This window comes from Rhodanobacter sp. TND4EL1, assembly GCF_054061035.1.
Map to the genome: position 1 here is coordinate 1,106,807 of NZ_JBSSDT010000001.1, position 21,254 is coordinate 1,128,060.

A 21,254-nucleotide genomic window follows, 5' to 3' on the forward strand; every position below is an offset into this window, starting at 1 on the left:
TCCACACGTACCAGCAAGACAGTTGTCTTTTCAAAGCCTGGCTCGAATCGTCCCGACAAGGTGCGCCTTCCGCCGCAGCCGAGGATCCGGCGGAAAGCGCACGATTCATCAGGCCTCCACCAGCATCCGGCCGCGCATCTCCAGATGCAGTGCGTGGCAGAAGAAGGTGCAGTAGTACCAGTGCACGCCGGGTTTGTCGGCGATGAAGGTCACCGACGAGGTCTCCTGCGGGCTGATCTCCATGTTGAGGTCGTAGTCGGTGAGGCAGAAGCCGTGGCTCAGGTCCTCAATGGTGTCTACGTTGGTGACCACGATGGTGACTTCATCGCCCTTTTTCACCTTGAAACTGTCCAGGCCGTACTTCGGCGCGGAACTGGTCATGTAGACGAAGACCTTGTTGCCCTCGCGGATGACCTTGCTGTCGCTCTCCAGGGTGATGCCGTGCTTTTTGGCCTGATCAATTGTTTCGGCGAAGAACGGATCGTTGCGCTCCCACTTCCGCTTGATTTTCCCCGCCAGCATCTTGGCCGGGATGATCACCGCGTCATGCGGCTCGGAATACACCGGCTCATCCGCCACCAGCACCATCTGATCACCGGAAATGTCGATCAGCTGATCAAGGTCGGGATGCAACGGGCCAGTCGCCAGGAAACGATCCTTGGAGAACTTGTTCAGCGACACCAGCCACTTGCCATCGGCGTCCCGTGTCTCGCCCAGCGAGGTGTGGTTATGACCCGGCTGATAGGCGACATCGAGCTTCTGCCGCAGGTAGTTGGTCTTCTTGCCCGCATAGTCGTCGATCGCATCCTGGATGTTCCACTTCGCCATCTGGCTGTCGATGAACAACGTGGTGTACCCATTGCCACGCCCGTCGTAGGCGGTGTGCAACGGCCCTAAGCCCAATTGCGGCTCGGCCACCACCGCATCGCGCGGGTCCTTGAGCTTGCCGGCGAAGTAGTCGTCGACCTTGCTCCACGCCATCAGGCTCACCGTGGGCGACAACTTGCCGTTGGCGGCGAAGTACTTGCCATCCGGGCTGGCGTTGAGCCCATGCGGACTCTTCGGCACCGGGATGTACATGGTCAGGTCCGAACCATGGCGACCATCTACCACCGGCACCTTGGACGTGCCGATCGTCTTGAACTTGCCTGCTTTCACCGCGGCCTCAATGCGCGCGATGTTGAACACCACCACCCAGTCGCGCTCGCTCTGCATCATGCCGGCCAGATCCACCGCGCCTTCGCTGTTGTAGCAGGTGGAGGCAGCGTACTTGCCCTCGTAATCGCAATCGGTATTGTCCAGGTTGCCGTCGACAATGACCTGCCATGCCATCTCCATAGTGTCGCCGTCGATAGCCGAGAACATGGTCTGGTATTTCTTCGGATCGTCCAGGTCGCGCCCGTCATTCGGACTGGGAATCCGGAATTCCGCGTTGGCGAAGACATAACCGGTACGCGGTTCACGCTGCACGCGCATGCCGTGGATGGCCTGCACGTTCGGGATCTTGGTGATCTTGTCGCATCGCATGACATCGCAGCGGATGCGCGCCACACGGGTGCCCGCCTTGTCGTTCATGAACAGGTAGCGGCCATCGTAGTGACCACCGGTCTGGCTCATGTGCGGGTGATGCAGATCGCCACCACGCGGGAACTTCTCGCCCAGCACGCGCTTGCTCTCGTTGGTGATGCCCCAGCCGACCGCGAAGTCTGTGTTGAACACCGGGATCCGCATCAGCTCGCGGAACGATGGCAGACCCACGATGCGCATCTCGCCGGATTGGCCGCCGCTCCAGAAGCCGTAGTACTCATCCAGCTTGCCGGGAGCTACCTCGTGGCTTTCCAACTTCTTTTCGTGTTCATCCCCATGTTTTTTTTCGTGTTCGTCCGCATGGGCTTTGCCCGCCAGCGCCTGCTCGCCCGGCGCAGCCCGACCACAACCGGCCAGCAACACACTGCCCGCCCCGGCCAGCCCCGCCAGCGCGCTGACTTTCATGAAATTGCGTCGCGACGCGCTTCCCGGCTGGCCGGGCAAGGACGCGATCTCGTCCTCGGTCAGTGCCCTGATCTGACCGGCATGTTGTTCCGGGTTCTGGTCGTTGGTCTTATCGCTCATGGCTGTCGCTCCTCAAAAGTTGATGGAACCCCAAACTGATCGCCGCCCTGTTGGTGTACTTGCGCCGGCGTATCGGCATCTTCCGCACCCACCACGAATACCGGCGTCGGTAGCGGGCGCGACGCGCCCTCACGCTTCTCGCGCTTTTTGCGACGCTCGACCAGTGGTGGACATTTGCGATCGTTGTTGTAGGTGACCTGGCAATCCAGGCAGTAGTGACACTCGTTGTAGTTGATCGAGCCCAGCGGGCTGATCGCCCTGACCTCGCACTCGACCGCACAGACCTGGCAGGGATGCCCGCACTCCTTGCGCCGACGCAGCCATTCGAACAGGCGCCAGCGGCCCGATACCGCCAGACCGGCACCCAGCGGGCAGACGTAGCGGCAATAGATCTTGTTGGTAAAGGCCGCCGCGACCAGCAGGCCCACGGCGAACAGCACGTAGCCCCACGAACGCATGAAGTGCAACGTGACTGCGGTCTTGAACGGTTCGATCTCCGCAAAGCGCTCGGCCAGGCCCACCGACTGCAGCGACAGGCCGAACAGGAACAGCAGGATCACGTACTTGATCGCCCACAGCCGCTCATGGACATACGACGGCGGCTCCAGCTGCGGCACCTTGAACTTCACCGCCAGCTTGTTGATCAGCACCTGCATCGCGCCGAAAGGACACAGCCAGCCGCAGTACACCCCGCGCCCGACCAGCAGCAGCGACACCGCCACGAACACCCACAGGATAAAGATCAGCGGGTCCATCAGGAACGTTGTCCAGTGGAAGCCGTGCATCACCGAATTGACGAAGGTGAGGATGTTGACCACGGACAATTGCGCAAGGCCATACCAGCCGATGAACACCACGGTGTAGATCAGGAAGCCGATGCGGATGCGCTCCAGCAGCCTTGGCCGCTTGACCACCCAATCCTGGAAAACCAGGATCAGCGACAGGAAGAACAGTCCGGCCACCAGCACGGCGATCTGGAAGCGCTTGGCGTACCAGATTTTCACCCACAGCGGTGCGTCATCGGGGATCGGACTGACCGTGGGCTGGGTGACGTAATCGGCCGGCATCTGATAGCTGCCCGAAAACGTGTTGTAGATGCTCTTCAGCGGACCCACCTGCCGGTTCACCAGCAACTGCAGCGTCCACGGCGCACCGGGATTGAAGCCTTGCCCGTGGCGCAGGATGAAGATGCCCTTCTCGTTGAACGACGGCATCCCCGCCAGATCCGGCTGGTCCAGCACCACGAAATCGCTGTCCTTGAACAGGAACAGCTTGCCCGCCTGCATCAAGTGCAAACGGTCGAACACGCCGCCGCGCACATAGCCGACGCCCTTGAACGAGTACAGCCCGTTGGCGACCACCGCGACGGCCTCGTCACCCGGCTTGAGGCCCTGCATCATGGTGGCGTAACCGGAAGCACCTAGCAGGTTGCGGCCCACCATGGGCGGCGTGATGTCCGCGTAATAGAGATCGATGAACTCATCTTTCTCGCGACCAGCTACCGGCGCGGTGGGGTCATCGATCAGGCCACTCTCCGGCTGGCCCTTGAACGCATCAGCGACCATGCCGCGATCAAGGCGCAGTCGTCGAAACGCGCCATTGCCGGTCAGCTGCGTCCAGTCCGACGGTTTGAAGTAGTCGGTCTTGATCGTCGCCGGAGCGCTGGCAGTGGGCTTGCGCCCGCTGACGAGATTCCGCGACACGGCCACTTCCAGCGATGCGTTCATGATCGTTTCGTTGACCACCATCGAGGTCACGGTGGCACTGCTGATCGCATCGATCTTGATCGAGCCCGGCGCACTGCTGCCACCGACGACGATCTGGTCCTTCACGTTGTGGCCGATGTAGCGCGCCACAAAGTCGTACAACCTTTGCACCGGAATGCCGACCAGAAGGATGGGCTCATTCTGCTGGAGCACCCTAGTGCCGAGAATCTTTCCGTTCTGATCGATGGCCACCAGGATGTTCACCGGATCGCCCGAGTACGCCGGCACCGGTGCCACCATCACCGACTCGAAGACGTAACCGATAACCTCGTCGCCGTCGTACACCGCGGCGGCCGGCGGCTTGCCGCTGATGTCATCAAACCGCGTGGCGCTGGGGAAATAGCCCTTCACCTCGGGATACTTCTGGTCGATGCCGGCCATGGCATCCATCGACACCAGCATCAACAGGCAGGCTATGCACAGCGTCAACAGGCGACTGGCAACAAGACCGGAGTTCTTCAACGACAGTGCACGCATGTCAGACCACCTCTGCCTGACCGGAAAGCTGCGGCAAGTCGCGCGAACGCCAGCTGCTGCGAGCGTCTCTGGAAAAAACCAGCCATTGGTCGTTCTGCGCCGCCATCACTTCGCGCAAGCGCGGCAGCGGCATCGAGGCAGCGGCGACGCTCATCGCGTCCGCATCCACCGACGTTTCGGCCATCACCGTGACGCTGGAATAATTCAGTGGCGAATAGCCGGTATGCGGGTTGATCACATGGAACAGCTTCTTGTCGGACGAATAGAAAATCCGGTAGTTGCCCGAGGTGCCCAGCGCGGCATTGCGCAGTGACACGATGGACGCAACCTGATTGATCCTGCCCGGATCGACGATGCCGACATGCCACTGCCGCTTCAGGCTGGTGCCCGAGATCGCGCGGACGTCGCCGCCGGCATCCACTAGCGCGTACTCGAGGCCTGCCGCCCCCAGCGCAGCAATACCCTGATCGATGACGTAGCCCTTGGCCAGACCATCCAGCGTCACGGCCATGCCGGGCTGACTGAAACGCACACCGTGTGCGTCCAGCACGATGCCGCGGTAGTTGATCAACTGATCGCGCTGAGCGATCTGCTCGCGAGCATGCGCATCGAGTACCGCAGGCTGTCGCATCGATTCGAAATACCGCAACACCGGCAACACGCTGATATCGAAGTCGCCCTCGGTCACCGCCGAGATCGCCAGCGACCGCTGCAGGACATCCCTCAACTCGGACGGCAGCTGATCCAGGTGTCCTTCGCGATTCAATCGCGCCACCGGGCTGGCCGGATCAAACCGGGTCAGCACCGCCACGCTTTCTGCCATGCGGCGGAATGCTGCATCGATCGCAACGCCCGCCTTGTCGACGTCGTCCGACAGACAAGTGATAGCCACCGACGTCTGCATCAGCGTCTGTTCCCGGCGCACCTCAAACAGATTGTGTTCGCGCCGAAGCACGAACCAACCTGCCCCGCTGACCAGCCCGGCCGCTGCCGCCACACCGGCAACGGCCTTCAGGAGTTTTCGACGCGAAGGCGAACCCAAGCCTTCCGCTGCTACCGGAACATGCATGACATCAGCCTCCAACGGCTGCAAATGAACCCGCCCAACCTTATGCAGGCAAGGCAGGTGTCGCCCTGGTCTCAGGCTTTACGTGCGTACATCACGCACCAGCCATCCGGCGCAATGTCACCTTCGACGACCTTGCAGGTCCCCTTGTCCTTCGGCGTCTTGCCGGGGATAAAGTGGATGCAGTTGTCGCACTGGTCGGCACCATGTGGCTTGGGCTGATACATCGCCACCATTTGTGAGGCCTTGCCAGCCTGCGCCCGCGCGGTCCCGGGCTTCAGCAAGCCGGTAGCTGCCACAGCACCCACCGCAGCGATGGTGATGCCGCTGCGGATCAACGAGCGGCGGCTGGCATCGAATTCAACATCGTTTTTCTTCATGGTTCTTCCTGATGGCTTGGGTTGCATCGCTTCTGACATGACGCGGTTGAACATGCCTCTAGCGGGCACTGACCGCAGTTGCCGGCTCCCGCACTGTGGCGCCGGCCACGGCAGGCGCTACGGGATCGCCGTCCTCATCCATCACGACACCCAGACGGCGGTGCATGATCGGGCTGGTGGTCGTGTATTGCAGATTCACCTTCTGATCCGGATTGAGGTGTTCCTTCGCGGCGAAGGCGCACAAGGCTGCCTCATGAAAGCCGGACAGGATCAGCTTCTTCTTGCCTGGATAGGTGTTGACGTCACCTACCGCAAAAATGCCGGGCGTCGAGGTCTGGAACGTGCCGGTGTCAACGGCCAGTTGGTGGTATTGGAGCGCCAGTCCCCATTCGGCGATCGGTCCCAATGCCGGATGCAGGCCCCAGAACACCAGCAACTGCTCGGCTTCGATACGCTGCACCATCCCGCTTCGTGCGCGCACGCGAACCGACGTGAGCCGGTCTCCTTGCGCCTCCAGCCCCACGATGTCGCCTTCCATGAATTGCATGCGCTGCTGGTCACACAGCTCCCGCATGTGCGCGACATGGGCGGGAGCCGCACGAAACTTCGGTGAACGGTTGACCAGGACAATGCTGCGTGCGCGGTCGATCAGAGCCATCGTCCAGTCGAGTGCCGCATCGCCGCCGCCGGCGATGACAATGTCCTTGCCGTCGAAAAGCTCCGGACGAATGACCTTGTAGTGAACTGATTTGCCCACCAGCGGAGCCGCTTCGGGTACGTCGAGAAGGCGCGGCGAGAACGCGCCAAGACCACCGGCAATGATCACCACGCCCGCATCGAAATGCGTACCCGCGCTGGTGACCACCTCGAAGCGCCCGCTTTCAAGGCGACGCACGACGGAAACCGTTTCCTCAAGATGGAACTGTGGCGAGAACGGCCGGATCTGTTGCTCCAGACGATCCACCAGCTCACGCGCATTGCATACCGGTATGGCCGGAATGTCGTAGATGGGCTTGTCCGGATACAGCTCGATGCACTGGCCGCCGATTTGCGGCATGGAATCGACCACATGCGCACTCAGACCCAGCAAGCCAAGCTCGAATACCTGAAACAGACCGACCGGACCTGCACCAACGATAATCGCATCTGTACGAATGACTTCGGGATTCATTAGAACGGTTTGCTCCACACGTATTCGCCGTGTGGAAGAATTCTGCGCCCTGGGATAAGCCGTCCAATTGACATCGATCAAATTAGACGAGCGCAGACATGTGGCGCGGTGCCGCACGAAGTAATGCGATTCAATCGCAACGACAATGTATCGTGTGCAATGGAAGTGTGCACAAGACAGTTAAAGCCACGTGTTTATTGGTGATTTTTCCTGGCGTGGTGGATCGGCATGGCAATCTGCAGACGCCACGATGTAGAGATCCCGCGCTTTGTCAACTCGAGACAATCAAATCGCAATATATTGCGATTGCATTCAAATCCAGTTCGCCTGTCGCATTTGGCAATTTGGATGGATCCACGCCTCGCGACGACCGTCAGATAATCCTTGACAGCAATGTCAGTCAGCTATATTCGGCACGCGGTCTTTCTCCCCCAAGGCATCGGTCAAACATACGCATGAGTGACTGCTGCGGCGCCGTGCCACAGCATCTGTCGAATCAGGATATGACACGATGTTGCCGCATCATTCCTTCTTCGCTCTCAGGAAAGCCACGTGCGCCGCACGCGCAAAATCCGCGTCTTGTTTGCCTGGCTGGCGTTGATCGCGCTGAGCCTGACCATTGTTGCCCCGGTGGTTTCGCGTAGCTTGGCAGGTGTCACCACAAACGGCGCGCACGGTGCTCACCATGGCACGAACATGTCGGCGCAGATGGGTGCCGATGATGCGCACGCGCAGTCCGCGCACACCCACGTCGACACCTACAGCGACCACGACGGCACGCTGATGGAGCAGTGCGGCTACTGCGGCCTGCTTGGTCACAACCCGCTGTTGATTGTCATCGCCTGGCTACCCGGCCTGTTGCCGCAAACCCCGCCGCGCCAGCTGACCCGTCCATCATCGCAACGCGGTCCCGAGCACTCCACGCTGACCGCGGTTCCACGCGGCCCACCCGCATTCCTGCACAGCTGATCTGTACTGATTCCCGGCCGAACGGACTATCCGCACGCGCCGCACTGCCAGAACTTCAAGGAATGCCATGTCTTCCCGTAATCTTTGCGAGCGCGCCCCTGCGGCTGCGCCATCGCCGCTGCACGTCTCCTCTACGCAACCGCCTGTCCGTCATGCACTGGCCCGGATGATCGGGCTGGCCCTGCTGATCGGTACGCCGCTGGTCTCGACCGCTACCGAACCAACCACCCAGACCTTCCCGCCAATCGTGGTCACCGCGGTGATGCAGACCAGTCCGCTCACCGTCATCACCAATCCCAAGGCGCCGCGCCAGCCAGTACCCGCCAGCGATGGCGCAGATTTCCTGAAAACCATTCCCGGCTTTGCTGTCATTCGAAAGGGCGGCAGCAATGGCGATCCGGTACTGCGCGGCATGACCGGTTCACGTTTGAACATCCTGATCGACGGCGGCCAGATCGGCGGCGGCTGTCCGTCGCGGATGGATCCGCCCACCGCGTACATCTCACCCCAGCTGTATGACCGCGTCACCGTGATCAAGGGACCGGAAACCGTGCTCTATGGCCCGGGAAATTCGACCGGCACGGTGTTGTTCGAGCGCGACTTCAAACGCTACACCGCACCGAGTCAGACGTTCGAGGGCAGCCTGCTCGGCGGCTCCAACGGCCGCAACGACCAGATGGCGGATCTGCGCGCCGGTACGCCGGACTTCTACCTGGGTATCAGCGCCAACCACACCCATGCGCAGGATTACGACGACGGTGATGGCAACCGCGTGCACTCCTACTACGACCGATGGAACACCGACCTCACCCTGGGCTGGACGCCGAACGACGACACCCGCGTCGAACTCACCGCCGGCAAGGGCAACGGCAAGGCCGCCTATGCGTTCAGCAGCATGGATGGCGCCCAGTTCCTGCGCGAAAGCGTGGGCCTGAAGTTCGAGCAGCACTACCAGGACAGTGCGCTGGAAAAAATCGAGGCGCAGGTTTATTACAACTACGCCGACCACGTAATGGACAACTACACCCTGCGCGATCCCGACCCCACCGGCATGATGCCGATGGCGATGGCCGCCGACGTGGCCCGCACAACCGTGGGTGGCCGCCTCGCGGCGACCTTCCTGTGGGGTGAGTCGCTGCAGCTGGTCACCGGTGTCGACGGTTCCGCCAACACGCATACCTCTCGCTCGGGCGGACCGGCCGGCGGCATGCTGCCGGACTATCACGATCAGCCACGCGACCGCGATGCGCGCATCGGCAGCATCGGCACCTTCGGCGAACTGGAATGGACCCTCGCCGAGGGTGATCGCCTGATCAGCGGTGCGCGACTGGATCGCGCACACGCACGCGGCTACAGCCTGTCCACGCCCGCCAGCAGCGGCGGCATGGGCGGAGGCATGGGCATGGGCAGCACCGCGACGCTTGCGGCCAGCCGCTCAACCACCCTGCCCGCCGGCTTCGTGCGTTTCGAGCACGACCTGGTTTCCTTGCCCGCCACGTTCTACGCCGGCATCGGCCATGTCGAGCGCTTCCCCGACTACTGGGAGCTGTTCGGTCAGCATGCCGACAAGAGTGTTGCCGCCTTCCGTGGACTGGCACCGGAAAAGACCGCCCAGCTGGATGTCGGCCTGCAGTACAACGACGGCAAGCGCGTGAAGGCCTGGGTGTCCGGCTATGTCGGCGTGGTCAACGACTTCATCCTGCTCGACTACGGCAGCGGCATGATGGCCACCAGCCAGGCGCGTAATGTACAGGCGCGCATCGGCGGCACCGAGGCCGGTCTGGTGTATGCGTTCGACAACCACTGGAAGGGTGACGCCACGCTGGCCTGGGCCTGGGGCGAGAACCGCAGCGATCATCGACCACTGCCGCAAATGCCGCCGCTGGAAGCCCGCTTCGGCCTCACCTACGACAGCGGCACCTGGTCGGTGGGCGCGCTGTGGCGGCTGGCGATGGCGCAGGATCGGGTGGCACCAGGCAGCGGCAATATCATTGGCCAGGATCTTGGGCCCAGTGCCGGCTTCGGTGTGTTCTCGCTCAATGGCGGCTATCGACTCAGCCGCACGCTGACGCTCAGCGCAGGCCTCGACAACCTGTTCAACAAGACCTATGCCGAACACGTCAATGCGGCAAACCCCGGCCTGGTCGGATACGTCAACACGCTGCGGGTAAATGAGCCGGGTCGTACCGGCTGGCTGAAACTCGACGTGAAATTCTAATCGCGAACGGCATCGGTTCCGAACGGCGCGTCACGCGCCGTTCGGAGATCGACGAATCATGGCTCGTCGTGCATTTCATGCATCATCGGTGTCGGCTTGTTCCAGCCCGGATCATTGAAGTAGTGCGGATAGTGCGCGATCGCCTCGCGCATCGCGGCCACCGCCTTGACGTTGCCCGGGTTGGCCTGCAAGGCCTGCGCCGCACCGAGCAGCGGTGCCAGGATGCCGTGCAGGGCCGCGTCCGGTTCGGCGGCCAGCTTGCAGTTGGCGAACATGAAGCCCACCGCATCCTCCACTTCGGCCGCGCGATCGACCGCCATCGGTGCACTCATGTGGCCCATCTCGTAGTGACGCAGCTGTTCCACCGTGACGCGCACGCGACGCATGCCCTCACGCAGCGATGCGTCCGGCTCCCAGCGCTGCGCGGGTACGTTCATCGCGGCGGCGTGGTGGCTGGCGTGCTCCGCATGCGTCTGTGGTGGTGCAGCCTGCACCGAAACGGCCAGCCCCAGGCCGCAGGCCAGGACGACAAGAGTGGGGACGGATGTCATGGGAAGGGCTCCAGCAGGCGGCGCGTATGCCGCGGATGGAATGATGCTAGCGCGGGTTCCCCGCGGCGCGACTGACCCACGTCAACCGCGCGACCGTCTGCACTGCGACCGGCTGCCGCAGCTCAGTTGCCGTTGCCGCGGCGCGGCAGCATCCGGCGCAAGGTGTCGTCGTGCATGAAGTAGTGGTGATACAACGCCGCGGCCGCGTGCAGGCCCACCAGGTAATAGCCGATGGTGCCAAGGGTGCCGTGGATATCCTCGATCCGCTCGGCCAGGGCTTTGTCCGGCGAGACCAGCGGCGGCAGCTCCAGTCCGAACAACGGTATGACCTTGCCACCCGCACTCAAGGTCAGCCAGCCCAGCAAAGGCATCACGATCAAAAAGGCATAGAGCAGCGCATGCATGGTCTCGCCCAGCTGGTATTGCCACGCGGCAACCTGTGGATCCCTGCACGGCGAAGGCGTGAGTATGCGAATCGCAAGACGCAGGAATACCAGTGCGAAGACGCTCAACCCCAGCATAAAATGCCAAGTCTTCAGACCGGCGCGGAGATCGCTGCCGCGCGGCGCCAGTTCGTGCAGTTCGATGCAGGCATAGACGGCGATCAGTAGCGCCAGCATCAACCAGTGCATCCCAATCGACAGCGAACCGTAACGGATGGTGGTGCTCTTCGAGCTCATCAAATCTCTCCCCGACAGAAGAAGAAGCGCAGATATCCCATCAGACATCTGGCAGTCCGTGATAGCGCCAGCTTAAGCGTGCACAGCCACCCAACGATTGACCACGGTCAACTACCTCTTCGATGACCACGCCCAGCCAGCAAAGGCCGGTCTGCGCAAAGAGACCGCACCTGATCTGACCCAAGTCAACGCAGGCGGCCCGCCCAGCCGCCACGATGCGCCGCGACCTTCCCGCTTCGAGGTGCTCATGCAACTGGTCTGTCCTGCCGGCAACCTGCCGGCGCTGCAAGCGGCGATCGACGCCGGCGCCGATGCGGTCTACGCGGGCTTCCGCGACCAGACCAACGCGCGCGCGTTTCCCGGACTGAACTTCAGCGACGCGGAATTGCGTGCGGGGATTGCGTATGCGCATCAGCGTAAGCGCAAGGTCTATCTGGCGCTGAACACCTATCCGGACAGCGCGCGGCTGGCGCAGTGGTACAGCGCCGTGGACAAGGCGGCCGAGTTTGGCTGCGACGCCATTATCGCCGCAGAAATGGCGGTGCTCGACTACGCCACGCGCACCCATCCATCGATGGCACGGCACCTGTCCGTGCAGGGATCAGCCACTACCGCGCCGGCGCTGCGTTATGCGCACGAGCGCTTCGGCATCAGCCGCGCGGTGCTGCCGCGGGTGTTGTCGATCCAGCAGGTCGAACGCCTGTGCGAAGGCTCGCCGGTACCCATCGAAGTTTTTGCATTTGGCAGTCTGTGCATCATGGTCGAAGGCCGCTGCCAGCTTTCCAGCTATGTCACCGGCGCCTCGCCAAATCGCCACGGTGTGTGCTCGCCGGCCAGCTTCGTGCGCTGGGAGGAACACGGCGACGGTCGCCGCAGCGTACGCCTGAACCAGGTGCTGATGGACAAGTTCGAGCCCGCCGAACCGGCCGGCTATCCTACTGTGTGCAAGGGCCGCTTCGAGGTCGGCGGCGAGACCTTCCATGCGCTGGAAGAGCCGACCAGCCTCAACACGCTGGAACTGCTGCCCCGCCTGGCCAGGGCTGGCGTGGCCGCGTTGAAGATCGAAGGCCGCCAGCGCGGCGTGGCCTACGTCGCCTCGGTGACCCGCACCTGGCGCGACGCACTGGACCTCTACCGCAATGCGCCGGCGTCGTGGCAGTTGCAGCCGGGCTGGCAGTCGTCGCTGTCGAAACACGCCGAGGGCCACCAGACGACGCTCGGACCCTACCACCGTTCCTGGCATTGAAACGATGAGCACGATGAAATTGAGCCTCGGGCCACTGCAGTATTTCTGGCCCCGCGAACAGACTCTGGCGTTCTACCGCGAGGCGATGGAGTGGCCGCTGGACATCATCTACCTGGGCGAAACGGTGTGCAGCAAGCGCCGCGAACTGGGCACGCGCGACTGGATCGCGCTGGCCGCCGAACTGGCCCGCAGCGGCAAGCAGGTGGTGTTGTCGTCGCTGGCGCTGATCGAGGCCGAATCCGAGCTGGGCGTGCTGCAGCGACTGGTCGACCACGGCGACTGCTGGATCGAGGCGAACGACCTTTCCGCCGTGCAGTTGTGCCGCGAACGCGGCGTGCCCTTCGTCGCCGGCCCCACCCTCAACATCTACAACCACCAAGCCCTGGCGATGCTGATGGACGACGGCCTGCGCCGCTGGGTGCCTGGCGTCGAGCAGGGCCACCAGTTGCTGCGCGAGTTGCGCGAGGCGATGCAGGCCGAAAACCGGCCCATGCCCGAGCTGGAAGTGATCGCCTTCGGCCGCCTGCCGCTGGCCTTCTCCGCCCGCTGCTTCACCGCGCGCGCGCTGGACGTGGCCAAGGACCAGTGCGGCTTCCGCTGCATCGACTACCCCGACGGCATGCCATTGGCCACCCGCGAAGGCCGCCCCTTCCTGCGCATCAACGGCATCCAGATCCAGGGCGAGGAAGTCACCGACCTCGGCCCCGAAATGCCCGCCTTGCGCGAACTCGGCGTCGACGTGCTGCGCCTGTATCCGCAGGTCGACGGCATGGCCGAAGTGATGGCGCACTTCGACCTGGCCCGCCACTCACCGGTAGCACCGCCGCGGATCGGCGCACGCAACGGCTACTGGCACGGCGAGCCGGGCATGCGACCGGTGGCAGAGGCGTAAGCGCGGCGACGCCGATGCGTGCCATGGAAAACTGCCTCAAGGAATACGGCGATCGACATGGCTCGTCGCCCATCCTGGCCATGCGCCCAATGCAGTCGGAATGAGCGGGACGTTCCAAGCGGAGCACCAATCCGGGTGCGGGTTACGCGATAGCGCGTCCGATATCTCGTCTGGAGCGGAATGCATGAAATCTTCCGGCGGCATCGGCATGCGTACGGCAAGGTGGGCCGACCGCACCACGCTCAGAACGTATAACGCAACACCGTGAAATAGTGGCAGCCCGTACCGGTGAGCACGAACAGGTGCCACACGAAGTGGCTGTAGCGCAGCCGTTCGTGCAGCAGGAAGAACACCACGCCCAGCGAATAGGCCAGTCCTCCGGCCAGCAACCAGGCCAGGCCGCCCGGTGCCATGTTCAGCCACAGCGGACGGATCGCGATCAGCGCCGCCCAGCCCATCGCGACGTACAGCGCGGTGGACAACCGATGGAAACGCGCGCCCACGGTGAGCTTGAAGATCGCGCCCAGCAGAGCCAGTCCCCAGATCACGCCCAGCATCGACCAGCCCCAACCGCCACGCAGCACGCCCAGCGCGATCGGCGTGTAGGTGCCCGCGATCAGCAGGTAGATCGCCGCGTAGTCGAAACGCTGCAGCAGTTCCTTGATCCGCAGATGCGGGATCGCGTGGTACAGCGTGGACGCGAGGTACAGCAGGATCGCGCTGGCGCCGAACACCGTCGACGCCACCACCGCGGTGGTGCTGCCGCTGCGCAGCGCGGCGATGATCAGGATCGGCAGGCCGGCGACGGCAAGCAGCAGGCCGAGGCCGTGGCTGATGCTGTTGGCGATTTCCTCACCGAGGGTGGAATCACGCGAGAGCGCGGACGCGGTCGGGGAATGCATGCGGGGAAAAGCTCGGGAGGGTTGTGCGGCTGCCGAAATGGCAGCCGCAGGTCGTGCCGGCTCAGACCCTGGCGAACACCAGGGTGCCGTTGGTGCCGCCGAAGCCGAAGCTGTTGGACATCACCGTGGCCAGTGGCGCCGAACGGCTTTCGCGCACGATGGGGAAGCTTGCGGCCGCCGGATCGAGGTCGCTGATGTGGGCGGAGCCAGCCATGAAACCGCCGTTGAGCATCAGCAGGCTGTAGATCGCCTCGTGCACGCTGGCGGCGCCCAGCGAGTGGCCGGTCAGCGCCTTGGTCGAGGAAAGCGGCGGTACCGCGTCACCGAACACTTTGCGCACGGCGTTCAACTCGACGATGTCGCCCAGTGGCGTGGCAGTGCCGTGAGTGTTGAGGTAATCGACTGGCGCGTTGACGTTGGCCAGCGCCATCTGCATGCAGCGCACAGCGCCCTCGCCCGACGGCGCGACCATCTCGGCACCGTCGGAGGTGACGCCGTAGCCCACCAGCTCGGCATGGATGCGCGCGCCACGCGCCCTGGCGTGTTCGTATTCCTCCAGCACCAGCATGCCGCCGCCGCTGGCGATGACGAAGCCGTCGCGACTGCTGTCGTAAGGACGCGAGGCACTGACCGGCGTGTCGTTGTGATGGCTGGACAACGCACCCATCGCATCAAACTGCGAGCTCATGCCCCAGTGTTCTTCCTCGCCGCCACCGGCGAACATCACGTCCTGCGCGCCGTGGCGAATCAGGTCGGCGGCCGCGCCGATGCAGTGCGCCGAGGTGGCGCAGGCGGCGGAGATCGAGTAGCTCAGGCCCTGGATGCCGAAGGTGGTGGCCAGCGTGGCCGACACCGTCGAACACATCGTGCGCGGCACCATGTACGGGCCGATCTTGCGCACGCCCTTGTTGCGCAGCAGGTCGGCGGTTTCGATCTGCCAGCGCGGCGAGCCGCCGCCGGAACCGGCGATCGCGCCGATGCGCGGGTGGCGAATCTGTTCGGCGTCCAGCCCGGCGTCTTCCATCGCCGAACGCATCGACACATAGGCATACGCCGCAGCGTCACCCATGAAGCGCTTCAGCTTGCGATCGATCACCGCTTCCAGGTCGATGTTCGGCACGCCGGCGACATGGCTGCGCAAACCCAGCTCGGCATATTCGGGCATCGCGCGGATGCCGCTGCGACCGTCGCGCAAGGCGCCGGTCACGGTTTCCAGATCATTGCCCAGGCAGGACACGATGCCCATGCCGGTCACTACGACGCGACGCATCTCAAAAACCCTCGGTGGACTGGAACAGGCCCACGCGCATGTCGCTGGCCTCGTAGATCAGGCGGTCGTCGACGAAAGTCTTGCCGTCGGCGATCACAAGCCGCAGCTTGCCGCGCATCACGCGGCGGATATCGATCTCGTAGCGCACCAGCTTCGCCGTCGGCATCACCTGGCCGGAAAATTTCACGTTGCCCACGCCCAGCGCACGGCCACGACCGGGTTCGCCCAGCCACGGCAGGAAGAAGCCGCTGAGCTGCCACATCGCGTCCAGGCCCAGGCAGCCGGGCATCACCGGGTCGCCGATGAAGTGGCAACCGAAAAACCACAGATCCGGATGGATGTCCATTTCGGCATGGATCAAGCCCTTGCCGTAGGCACCACCTTCCTCGGAAATCCGCGTGATGCGATCGAACATCAGCATCGGCGGCGAAGGCAGGCGGGCGTTGTCGTCACCGAACAACTCGCCGCGGCCGCAGGCGCGCAGCTGTTCGTAGTCGAAGGAGGAAGGACGTGTCATGAAATACTCGCGGGCTGAGGAACTCCCAGTGTGCCAGCTGAGCGCCTTCCTGTCTTGACGCGCATCAACGTGATGCCGTACGCGTGCGCACTGAAAAGCGGTCGTGGTAGAGGGCAACGGGTCAGGACGAACAGCCGCGGTCTTCGCGCCAGTGTGCGCCCAGCGACTGTCTGCGCGTGCGCATTGCACGCAACAGCGCCTTGCCAAGGCCGGCCTGCCAGCCGATGTCGGCCAGCAGCGCACAGGTGCGCCACGCCTCGCGCAGCGAGCGGGCTTCACGGATCGGGCCGCCCGCACGCCACAGCAGTTCGCGCAGCAAGGCCAGCTCGGCCGGCGGCAGACTCGGGCCGCGCTCGACCACGCGCAGGTTTCCCGTCACGACCGGCTGCAGCGCGTGGCTCAGCGCCTCACCCAGACGGCGACCGCACACCACGCCCTCCAGCAGCGAATTGCTGGCCAGGCGATTGGCGCCGTGCACGCCGTTGCAGGCCACCTCGCCCACCGCGTAAAGGCCCGGGATGCTGGTACGTCCGTCCTCGTCGGCAGCCAGTCCGCCCATGTGGAAATGGGCCACCGGCGTCACTGGCAGCGGGGTCTGGCGGGGATCGAGGCAATGCGCCCGGCACGCCGTCAGCACGGTGGGAAAACGCCGTTCCCACTCGCCATCGACACCGGTTGCATCGAGCCAGACGCGTCCGCCGGCGGCCTGCACCGCGGCAACGCGCCGCGACACCACGTCACGCGGCGCCAGATCGCCCAGCGGATGCACGCCGGCCATCAGCGCGTTGCCGTCGGCGTCAAGCAGGCGGGCGCCGGCACCACGCAGCGCCTCGGTGATCAAGGGCAAGTGATGCCCCGGCACATCCAGTGCGGTGGGATGGAACTGCACGAACTCCAGATCGCGCGTCGCGGCGCCGACCGTCAGGCCCAACGCCAGGCCCGCACCATCGGCGCCGGCCGGGTTGCTGCTGCGGGCGTACAACGCGCCGATACCGCCGGTGGCCAGCACCACGGCGGACGCCTCCACCTGCTCATGCCGGCCGCGCTCGTCGCAGGTGCGCACACCGACCACGCGTCCTTCACGCATCAACAGCGCATCGACGTCGACGCCACCGCGCCATTGCACATGCACGGCTGCCTGCGCCCGTGCGCGCAAGGCTTGCACCAGGGCTGCACCGCTGGCATCACCGCCAGCGTGGACGATGCGGGCGACGCGGTGACCTCCTTCACGCCCCAGCTGGAGATCGCCCCGCGCATCGCGATCGAACGCCACGCCCTGCCCCTGCAGCCACGTGATCGCCGCAGGCGCCTGCGCCGTCAGCCACTGCACCATCGCCGCGTCGTTGTGCTGCGCCCCGGCCACCAGCGTATCGGCGGCATGCGCGGCGGGACTGTCGTGCGGATCGAGCGCCGCGGCGATGCCGCCTTGCGCCAGCGCACTGGCGCTGCCGCAGCCGTCGTGGGCGCGACACAGCAGGCGCACAGTTGCGGGGGCCGCGGCCAGCGCCGTTGCCAGCCCGGCGACGCCGCTGCCCACCACCACGATCGGCAGCCGTGCGTGCCTCACACGCGCTCGCGCCGGCCGACGGCGAGCATGCGTTCCAGCGCCGCGCGAGCGCGCTGGCCGACATCGGCTGGAATCTCGATCGCGTGGCGCAGGTCGCGCAGGCAGGCGTAGATGTTCTGCAAGGTGATCCGCTGCATGTGCGGACACAGGTTGCACGGCTTGATGAACTCGGTCTGCGGGAACTGTGACTTCAGGTTGTCGGCCATCGAGCACTCGGTGACCATCGCCACCCGCGCCGGCTTCTCGCGCGCCAGCCACTTCCCCATAGCGGTGGTGGAACCGACGAAATCGGCCTCGGCCAGCACTTCGGGCGAGCACTCCGGGTGTGCCACCACCCGGGTGCCGAACTGTTCGCGCACGTGCCGAACTTCCTGCGCGGTGAAGCGCTCGTGCACTTCGCAGCGACCGTGCCACAGGATGATTTCCACCGGCGTCTGTCTGGCCACGTGACGACCAAGGAATTCGTCGGGCAGGAAGATCACCTTGTCCGTGCCCATCGACTCGACCACCTGCACCGCATTGGCCGAGGTGCAGATCGCGTCGGACTCCGCCTTCACCGCGGCGGAAGTATTGGCGTAGCTCACCACCGGCACACCCGGATGCTGGGCGCGCAGCGCCAGCACATCGGCGGCGGTGATCGAGGAGGCCAGCGAGCAGCCGGCTTCGAGGTCGGGCAACAGGACGGTCTTTTGCGGCGCCAGGATCTTCGCGGTCTCGGCCATGAAATGCACGCCGCACAGCACGATCAGCGCGGCGTCGCAGTCGGCCGCGGCCTGGGCCAGCCCCAGCGAATCGCCGGTGATGTCGGCCACGCCGTGGAAGATCTCCGGCGACTGGTAGCTGTGCGCCATGATCACCGCGCCGCGCTGCTTCTTGAGCTGGTTGATCGCCTCGATCCACGGCAGGTGCAGTGGAATTTCCAGGCAAGGCACCAGCGGCTCCAGCCGTTCGGCCAGCACCGCGTAGTCGTGTTCGAGTTCATCGCGCCAGACCGGCACGGGCAGGTTTTCAAGATCAGTCATGGTGATCGCCGAAAAAAGGAACGACGCGTCAGGCGTACTCGCCACGATGCGCCGCACGTGCTTCGCGGGCGAACCGGGCGCCCCGATTGAGCGCGATGCGCAGGCCCAGCGGTACCGATTCCCACGGCAGCCGCTCCAGCAGATTGCGTGCGGTGAGGCCGAGTTCGGTATCGCCGGTGAGGTCCAGCGCGCGCTGGAAGAACAGCGTATCGGCATCTTCCAGCCGGCCGGCCAGCAACAGCAGGTTGGTGGCGCTGCCGCGCACGCTGGCCTCGGGTTCGCCGTCGACGACCTGCAGGCGATCACCTTGCAGCGCCAGCACCCAGCGCAGACGCAGGTCGCTGACCTCGATGGCCAGCCGACGGCCGCGCATGAACTCCAGCGAGCCGTCGCGGATCGGCGTGGCCAGCACGCGCTGCATCGCCGCTTCCAGCAGACGCTGCTGCCAGCGCAGCGGCAGGACGCGCAGCAGTGGCGCCACGCGTTGCGGCGGCGGCAGCGCGCGCAACAGCCGCGGCGTGATGGAAGCAGGAACTGAGGGCATGCGCATGGTGGGCGGCATCATGCGTGGATCGACGGCGTGGACGCCTTGACCCAGGTCAACGACGAGGCCTTGCCGCGCGCAGGCATCGGCGATCGCCAGGTTCATCACCCGCGCCGCGGTGTCCGCCGGCAGTTGCAATCGACGCGCCAGCGCCTGTGTGCGACGACGAACCTGTTGCTCGCGCAACAGGTCACGCGACGGCACACCGCTGCGTGGTTTCAACCGGCCAGCCATGGCGGCGAGCCGCCGACGCGTGGCCAGCAACACGATCAGGCCGTCGTCGACGCGATCGATCGCCGCACGTATGCGGGCAAGCGTGAAACGTCCGGGGCCGTACATCACGGTTACCTCACCTGTCGAAACACTCATCGCGACTTCTCCACCGAGCGCAGAAAATGCCTGGCGCGACGGCCCGCGCCGAAGAGAATCCAGCCCGTCAACGACCACACCAGCACCAGCGCCACGCCGGCTACGCGCGCCAGCGATGCGGACGGCCAGACGATCGCGAGCGGCAACGACAACAGCAGCGGCTGGGCCAGCAGGACGCGACGTTTGTCCGCCTCGGGCAGCAGGCGCTGCACGCCGGGCAACTGGATGCCGCGACCGCAATAGCGATGCAACGCGATCCACCCGATGAAGGGAACGATCTCCAGCATCATCGCGGTCACCAGCAAGGGCAGCGCCAGGCCCAGCCCCGCGCTGACGGCGAACATGCCGCCGGGTACGATCGGCAAGGCCAGGGCGGCGCAAGCCAGCACGATCAGCCCCGCACGCCAGCTGTCCACCAGCGGTCCCCGGCGCAAACGCGGCGCGCGCCACTGCAGCCACAGGCCGGCGCCGGCGAAGATCAGCGCGGGCGCGGCAACGACGCCGGCCACCGGGCCGCCTGGGCGCAGGCCGGCAACAATCAGGAGCACCGCGACCACGCCTGCCAGCCACGTCGCCTGCGCCGCTTCGGGCACGCTGCCGGTGCCCTGGAACATCGGCATCACCACGCGCGCCACGGTGGCCAGCAGCACCACGATCCAGCCCAGCACACCCCAGCTGGCATGCACGTCGGTCCACGCCGTGAGCGGAACAGCGAGGCGCCCTGCCAAGCCCAGTGCAAGCACGGCACCGAGCACGGCGGTGGCGAGCGCGGACGCAAGCGCCACCCCGAAGCCCGCACGCAGCAGGCGTTGTCCGGCCGCCGCCAGCAGTCCGGGCACGACCATCAGCGCCAGCATGACGAAGGCCAGCGGCAGGACCATCGCCGCGGTCATCAGGCCGAAAGGCCAGCGCTGGTGCATGCCGGACACCAGCAGCAGCACGCCGACGTTGAACAGGCCATGCAGCCACCGGCCGGATCGCTCGCCACCGCGCAGCGTCACGCCACCGGCCGCAGGAAGAAACTGCAGGATGCTGCCGAACATCGCATTGCCCAGCACGCCCAGAGTGAACACGTGCACCAGTGCCAGGGTGACCGGACTCCAGCGCGTCCGCAGGGCGACATCGCCGTCGACGATCAGCAGCACGCCGGCCAGCACGCCCCACAACGGCACCGTGAGCAGGAACCGTAGCGGCAGCGACGCGGCCGGCGCCTGGTCAAGCCGCAGCTTCGTCATCGCCGAGCGGACAGCGGATCACCACGCGTGCACCGCCGCCGGCAAGCAGCGTTGCGGTTACCGGCCATCCGCGCGCCTGCAACAGGTCGAGCAGCGGTACGGGCAGCAAGGGCGTCAGCACCTGCACGGCCTGCCCGGGACGCAACGCGTCGGCGACGGCCAATGCGCGCATCATCGGTTGCGGCGACGGCAGGTCGCGCAGATCGAGTTCGAGCAGCGGCGCGTCAGCGACACCGCCCACGACGAAAGGGTTGTTCTGCATGTCGCCATCTGACCCTGGATGCGCTGCGGACGCGCTGA

The 21,254-nt window shown here is 64.9% G+C and carries 19 protein-coding genes; 4 read left to right on the plus strand and 15 right to left on the minus strand.

Annotation, left to right across the window (positions count from 1 at the left end; translation table 11 throughout):
- Positions 1 to 108: 108 nt before the first annotated feature.
- From nosZ to ACVWWQ_RS05265, 5 genes are all read right to left on the minus strand, one after another.
- The gene (gene nosZ, locus ACVWWQ_RS05245; RefSeq protein ID WP_133949429.1) at positions 109 to 2,112 is read right to left on the minus strand and encodes a TAT-dependent nitrous-oxide reductase; all 2,004 of its coding nucleotides are present in this window, start codon (positions 2,110 to 2,112) and stop codon (positions 109 to 111) included.
- Positions 2,109 to 4,355, minus strand: coding sequence for a NosR/NirI family protein (locus tag ACVWWQ_RS05250; RefSeq protein WP_133949427.1), 2,247 nt, complete (start codon positions 4,353 to 4,355; stop codon positions 2,109 to 2,111). The genes nosZ and ACVWWQ_RS05250 overlap by 4 nt, the downstream gene beginning before the upstream one ends.
- A gap of 1 nt (position 4,356) precedes the next feature.
- A complete protein-coding gene (locus tag ACVWWQ_RS05255; RefSeq protein WP_133949425.1) occupies positions 4,357 to 5,424 on the minus strand; it encodes an FAD:protein FMN transferase in 1,068 nt (355 codons plus the stop codon).
- A 71-nt stretch (positions 5,425 to 5,495) separates the two neighbouring features.
- Positions 5,496 to 5,855 (minus strand): high-potential iron-sulfur protein, encoded by a 360-nt coding sequence (locus tag ACVWWQ_RS05260; protein WP_208321600.1) that lies wholly within the window; start codon positions 5,853 to 5,855, stop codon positions 5,496 to 5,498.
- A gap of 4 nt (positions 5,856 to 5,859) precedes the next feature.
- Entirely contained in the window at positions 5,860 to 7,089 is a 1,230-nt protein-coding gene (locus ACVWWQ_RS05265) for an NAD(P)/FAD-dependent oxidoreductase (RefSeq protein ID WP_457383318.1), read from the minus strand.
- Between the two features lie 435 nt (positions 7,090 to 7,524).
- Between ACVWWQ_RS05265 and ACVWWQ_RS05270 the strand changes: the two genes are divergently transcribed.
- Together ACVWWQ_RS05270 and ACVWWQ_RS05275 are read left to right on the plus strand one after the other, a co-directional pair.
- The gene (locus tag ACVWWQ_RS05270) at positions 7,525 to 7,941 is read left to right on the plus strand and encodes a DUF2946 domain-containing protein (protein ID WP_133949420.1); all 417 of its coding nucleotides are present in this window, start codon (positions 7,525 to 7,527) and stop codon (positions 7,939 to 7,941) included.
- A gap of 67 nt (positions 7,942 to 8,008) precedes the next feature.
- A complete protein-coding gene (locus ACVWWQ_RS05275) occupies positions 8,009 to 10,159 on the plus strand; it encodes a TonB-dependent copper receptor (protein ID WP_166669730.1) in 2,151 nt (716 codons plus the stop codon).
- A 56-nt stretch (positions 10,160 to 10,215) separates the two neighbouring features.
- On the opposite strand, the gene ACVWWQ_RS05280 is transcribed toward ACVWWQ_RS05275, so the two are convergent.
- Positions 10,216 to 10,710 (minus strand): DnrO protein, encoded by a 495-nt coding sequence (locus tag ACVWWQ_RS05280; RefSeq protein ID WP_133949418.1) that lies wholly within the window; start codon positions 10,708 to 10,710, stop codon positions 10,216 to 10,218.
- A gap of 122 nt (positions 10,711 to 10,832) precedes the next feature.
- A complete protein-coding gene (locus tag ACVWWQ_RS05285) occupies positions 10,833 to 11,390 on the minus strand; it encodes a cytochrome b (RefSeq protein ID WP_133949416.1) in 558 nt (185 codons plus the stop codon).
- Between the two features lie 247 nt (positions 11,391 to 11,637).
- Here ACVWWQ_RS05285 and ubiU point away from each other — a divergent pair, with 247 nt between their 5' ends.
- The gene (ubiU, locus tag ACVWWQ_RS05290) at positions 11,638 to 12,636 is read left to right on the plus strand and encodes a ubiquinone anaerobic biosynthesis protein UbiU (RefSeq protein WP_133949414.1); all 999 of its coding nucleotides are present in this window, start codon (positions 11,638 to 11,640) and stop codon (positions 12,634 to 12,636) included.
- Between the two features lie 13 nt (positions 12,637 to 12,649).
- Positions 12,650 to 13,528, plus strand: coding sequence for a U32 family peptidase (locus ACVWWQ_RS05295; protein ID WP_133949412.1), 879 nt, complete (start codon positions 12,650 to 12,652; stop codon positions 13,526 to 13,528).
- 242 nt (positions 13,529 to 13,770) lie between these two features.
- Here ACVWWQ_RS05295 and trhA read toward each other — a convergent pair whose 3' ends face one another.
- The 8 genes from trhA to ACVWWQ_RS05335 all read right to left on the minus strand — a co-directional run bounded on the left by trhA (position 13,771) and on the right by ACVWWQ_RS05335 (position 21,216).
- Positions 13,771 to 14,430 carry a PAQR family membrane homeostasis protein TrhA gene (gene trhA, locus ACVWWQ_RS05300; protein WP_133949410.1) on the minus strand — a complete coding sequence of 220 codons (660 nt, stop codon included), beginning with the start codon at positions 14,428 to 14,430 and terminating at the stop codon, positions 13,771 to 13,773.
- 61 nt (positions 14,431 to 14,491) lie between these two features.
- On the minus strand, positions 14,492 to 15,700 hold the full coding sequence (fabB, locus tag ACVWWQ_RS05305) for a beta-ketoacyl-ACP synthase I (protein ID WP_133949408.1): 1,209 nt from the start codon (positions 15,698 to 15,700) through the stop codon (positions 14,492 to 14,494).
- Position 15,701: 1 nt separating this feature from the next.
- Positions 15,702 to 16,217 (minus strand): 3-hydroxyacyl-[acyl-carrier-protein] dehydratase FabA, encoded by a 516-nt coding sequence (gene fabA, locus ACVWWQ_RS05310; protein WP_007807788.1) that lies wholly within the window; start codon positions 16,215 to 16,217, stop codon positions 15,702 to 15,704.
- 121 nt (positions 16,218 to 16,338) lie between these two features.
- Positions 16,339 to 17,784 (minus strand): FAD-binding protein, encoded by a 1,446-nt coding sequence (locus tag ACVWWQ_RS05315; protein WP_133949406.1) that lies wholly within the window; start codon positions 17,782 to 17,784, stop codon positions 16,339 to 16,341.
- Positions 17,781 to 18,806: a quinolinate synthase NadA gene (nadA, locus tag ACVWWQ_RS05320; RefSeq protein ID WP_133949404.1), complete on the minus strand. Its 1,026-nt coding sequence runs from the start codon at positions 18,804 to 18,806 to the stop codon at positions 17,781 to 17,783. The genes ACVWWQ_RS05315 and nadA overlap by 4 nt, the downstream gene beginning before the upstream one ends.
- A 28-nt stretch (positions 18,807 to 18,834) precedes the next feature.
- Entirely contained in the window at positions 18,835 to 19,719 is an 885-nt protein-coding gene (gene ubiT, locus ACVWWQ_RS05325; RefSeq protein ID WP_457383319.1) for a ubiquinone anaerobic biosynthesis accessory factor UbiT, read from the minus strand.
- Positions 19,716 to 20,954, minus strand: a complete 1,239-nt coding sequence (locus ACVWWQ_RS05330) for a hypothetical protein (protein ID WP_133949402.1) — start codon at positions 20,952 to 20,954, stop codon at positions 19,716 to 19,718. The genes ubiT and ACVWWQ_RS05330 overlap by 4 nt, the downstream gene beginning before the upstream one ends.
- Positions 20,935 to 21,216, minus strand: a complete 282-nt coding sequence (locus tag ACVWWQ_RS05335) for a DUF2249 domain-containing protein (protein ID WP_133949400.1) — start codon at positions 21,214 to 21,216, stop codon at positions 20,935 to 20,937. Before ACVWWQ_RS05335 ends, ACVWWQ_RS05330 begins: the two co-directional genes overlap by 20 nt.
- Positions 21,217 to 21,254: the final 38 nt, after the last annotated feature.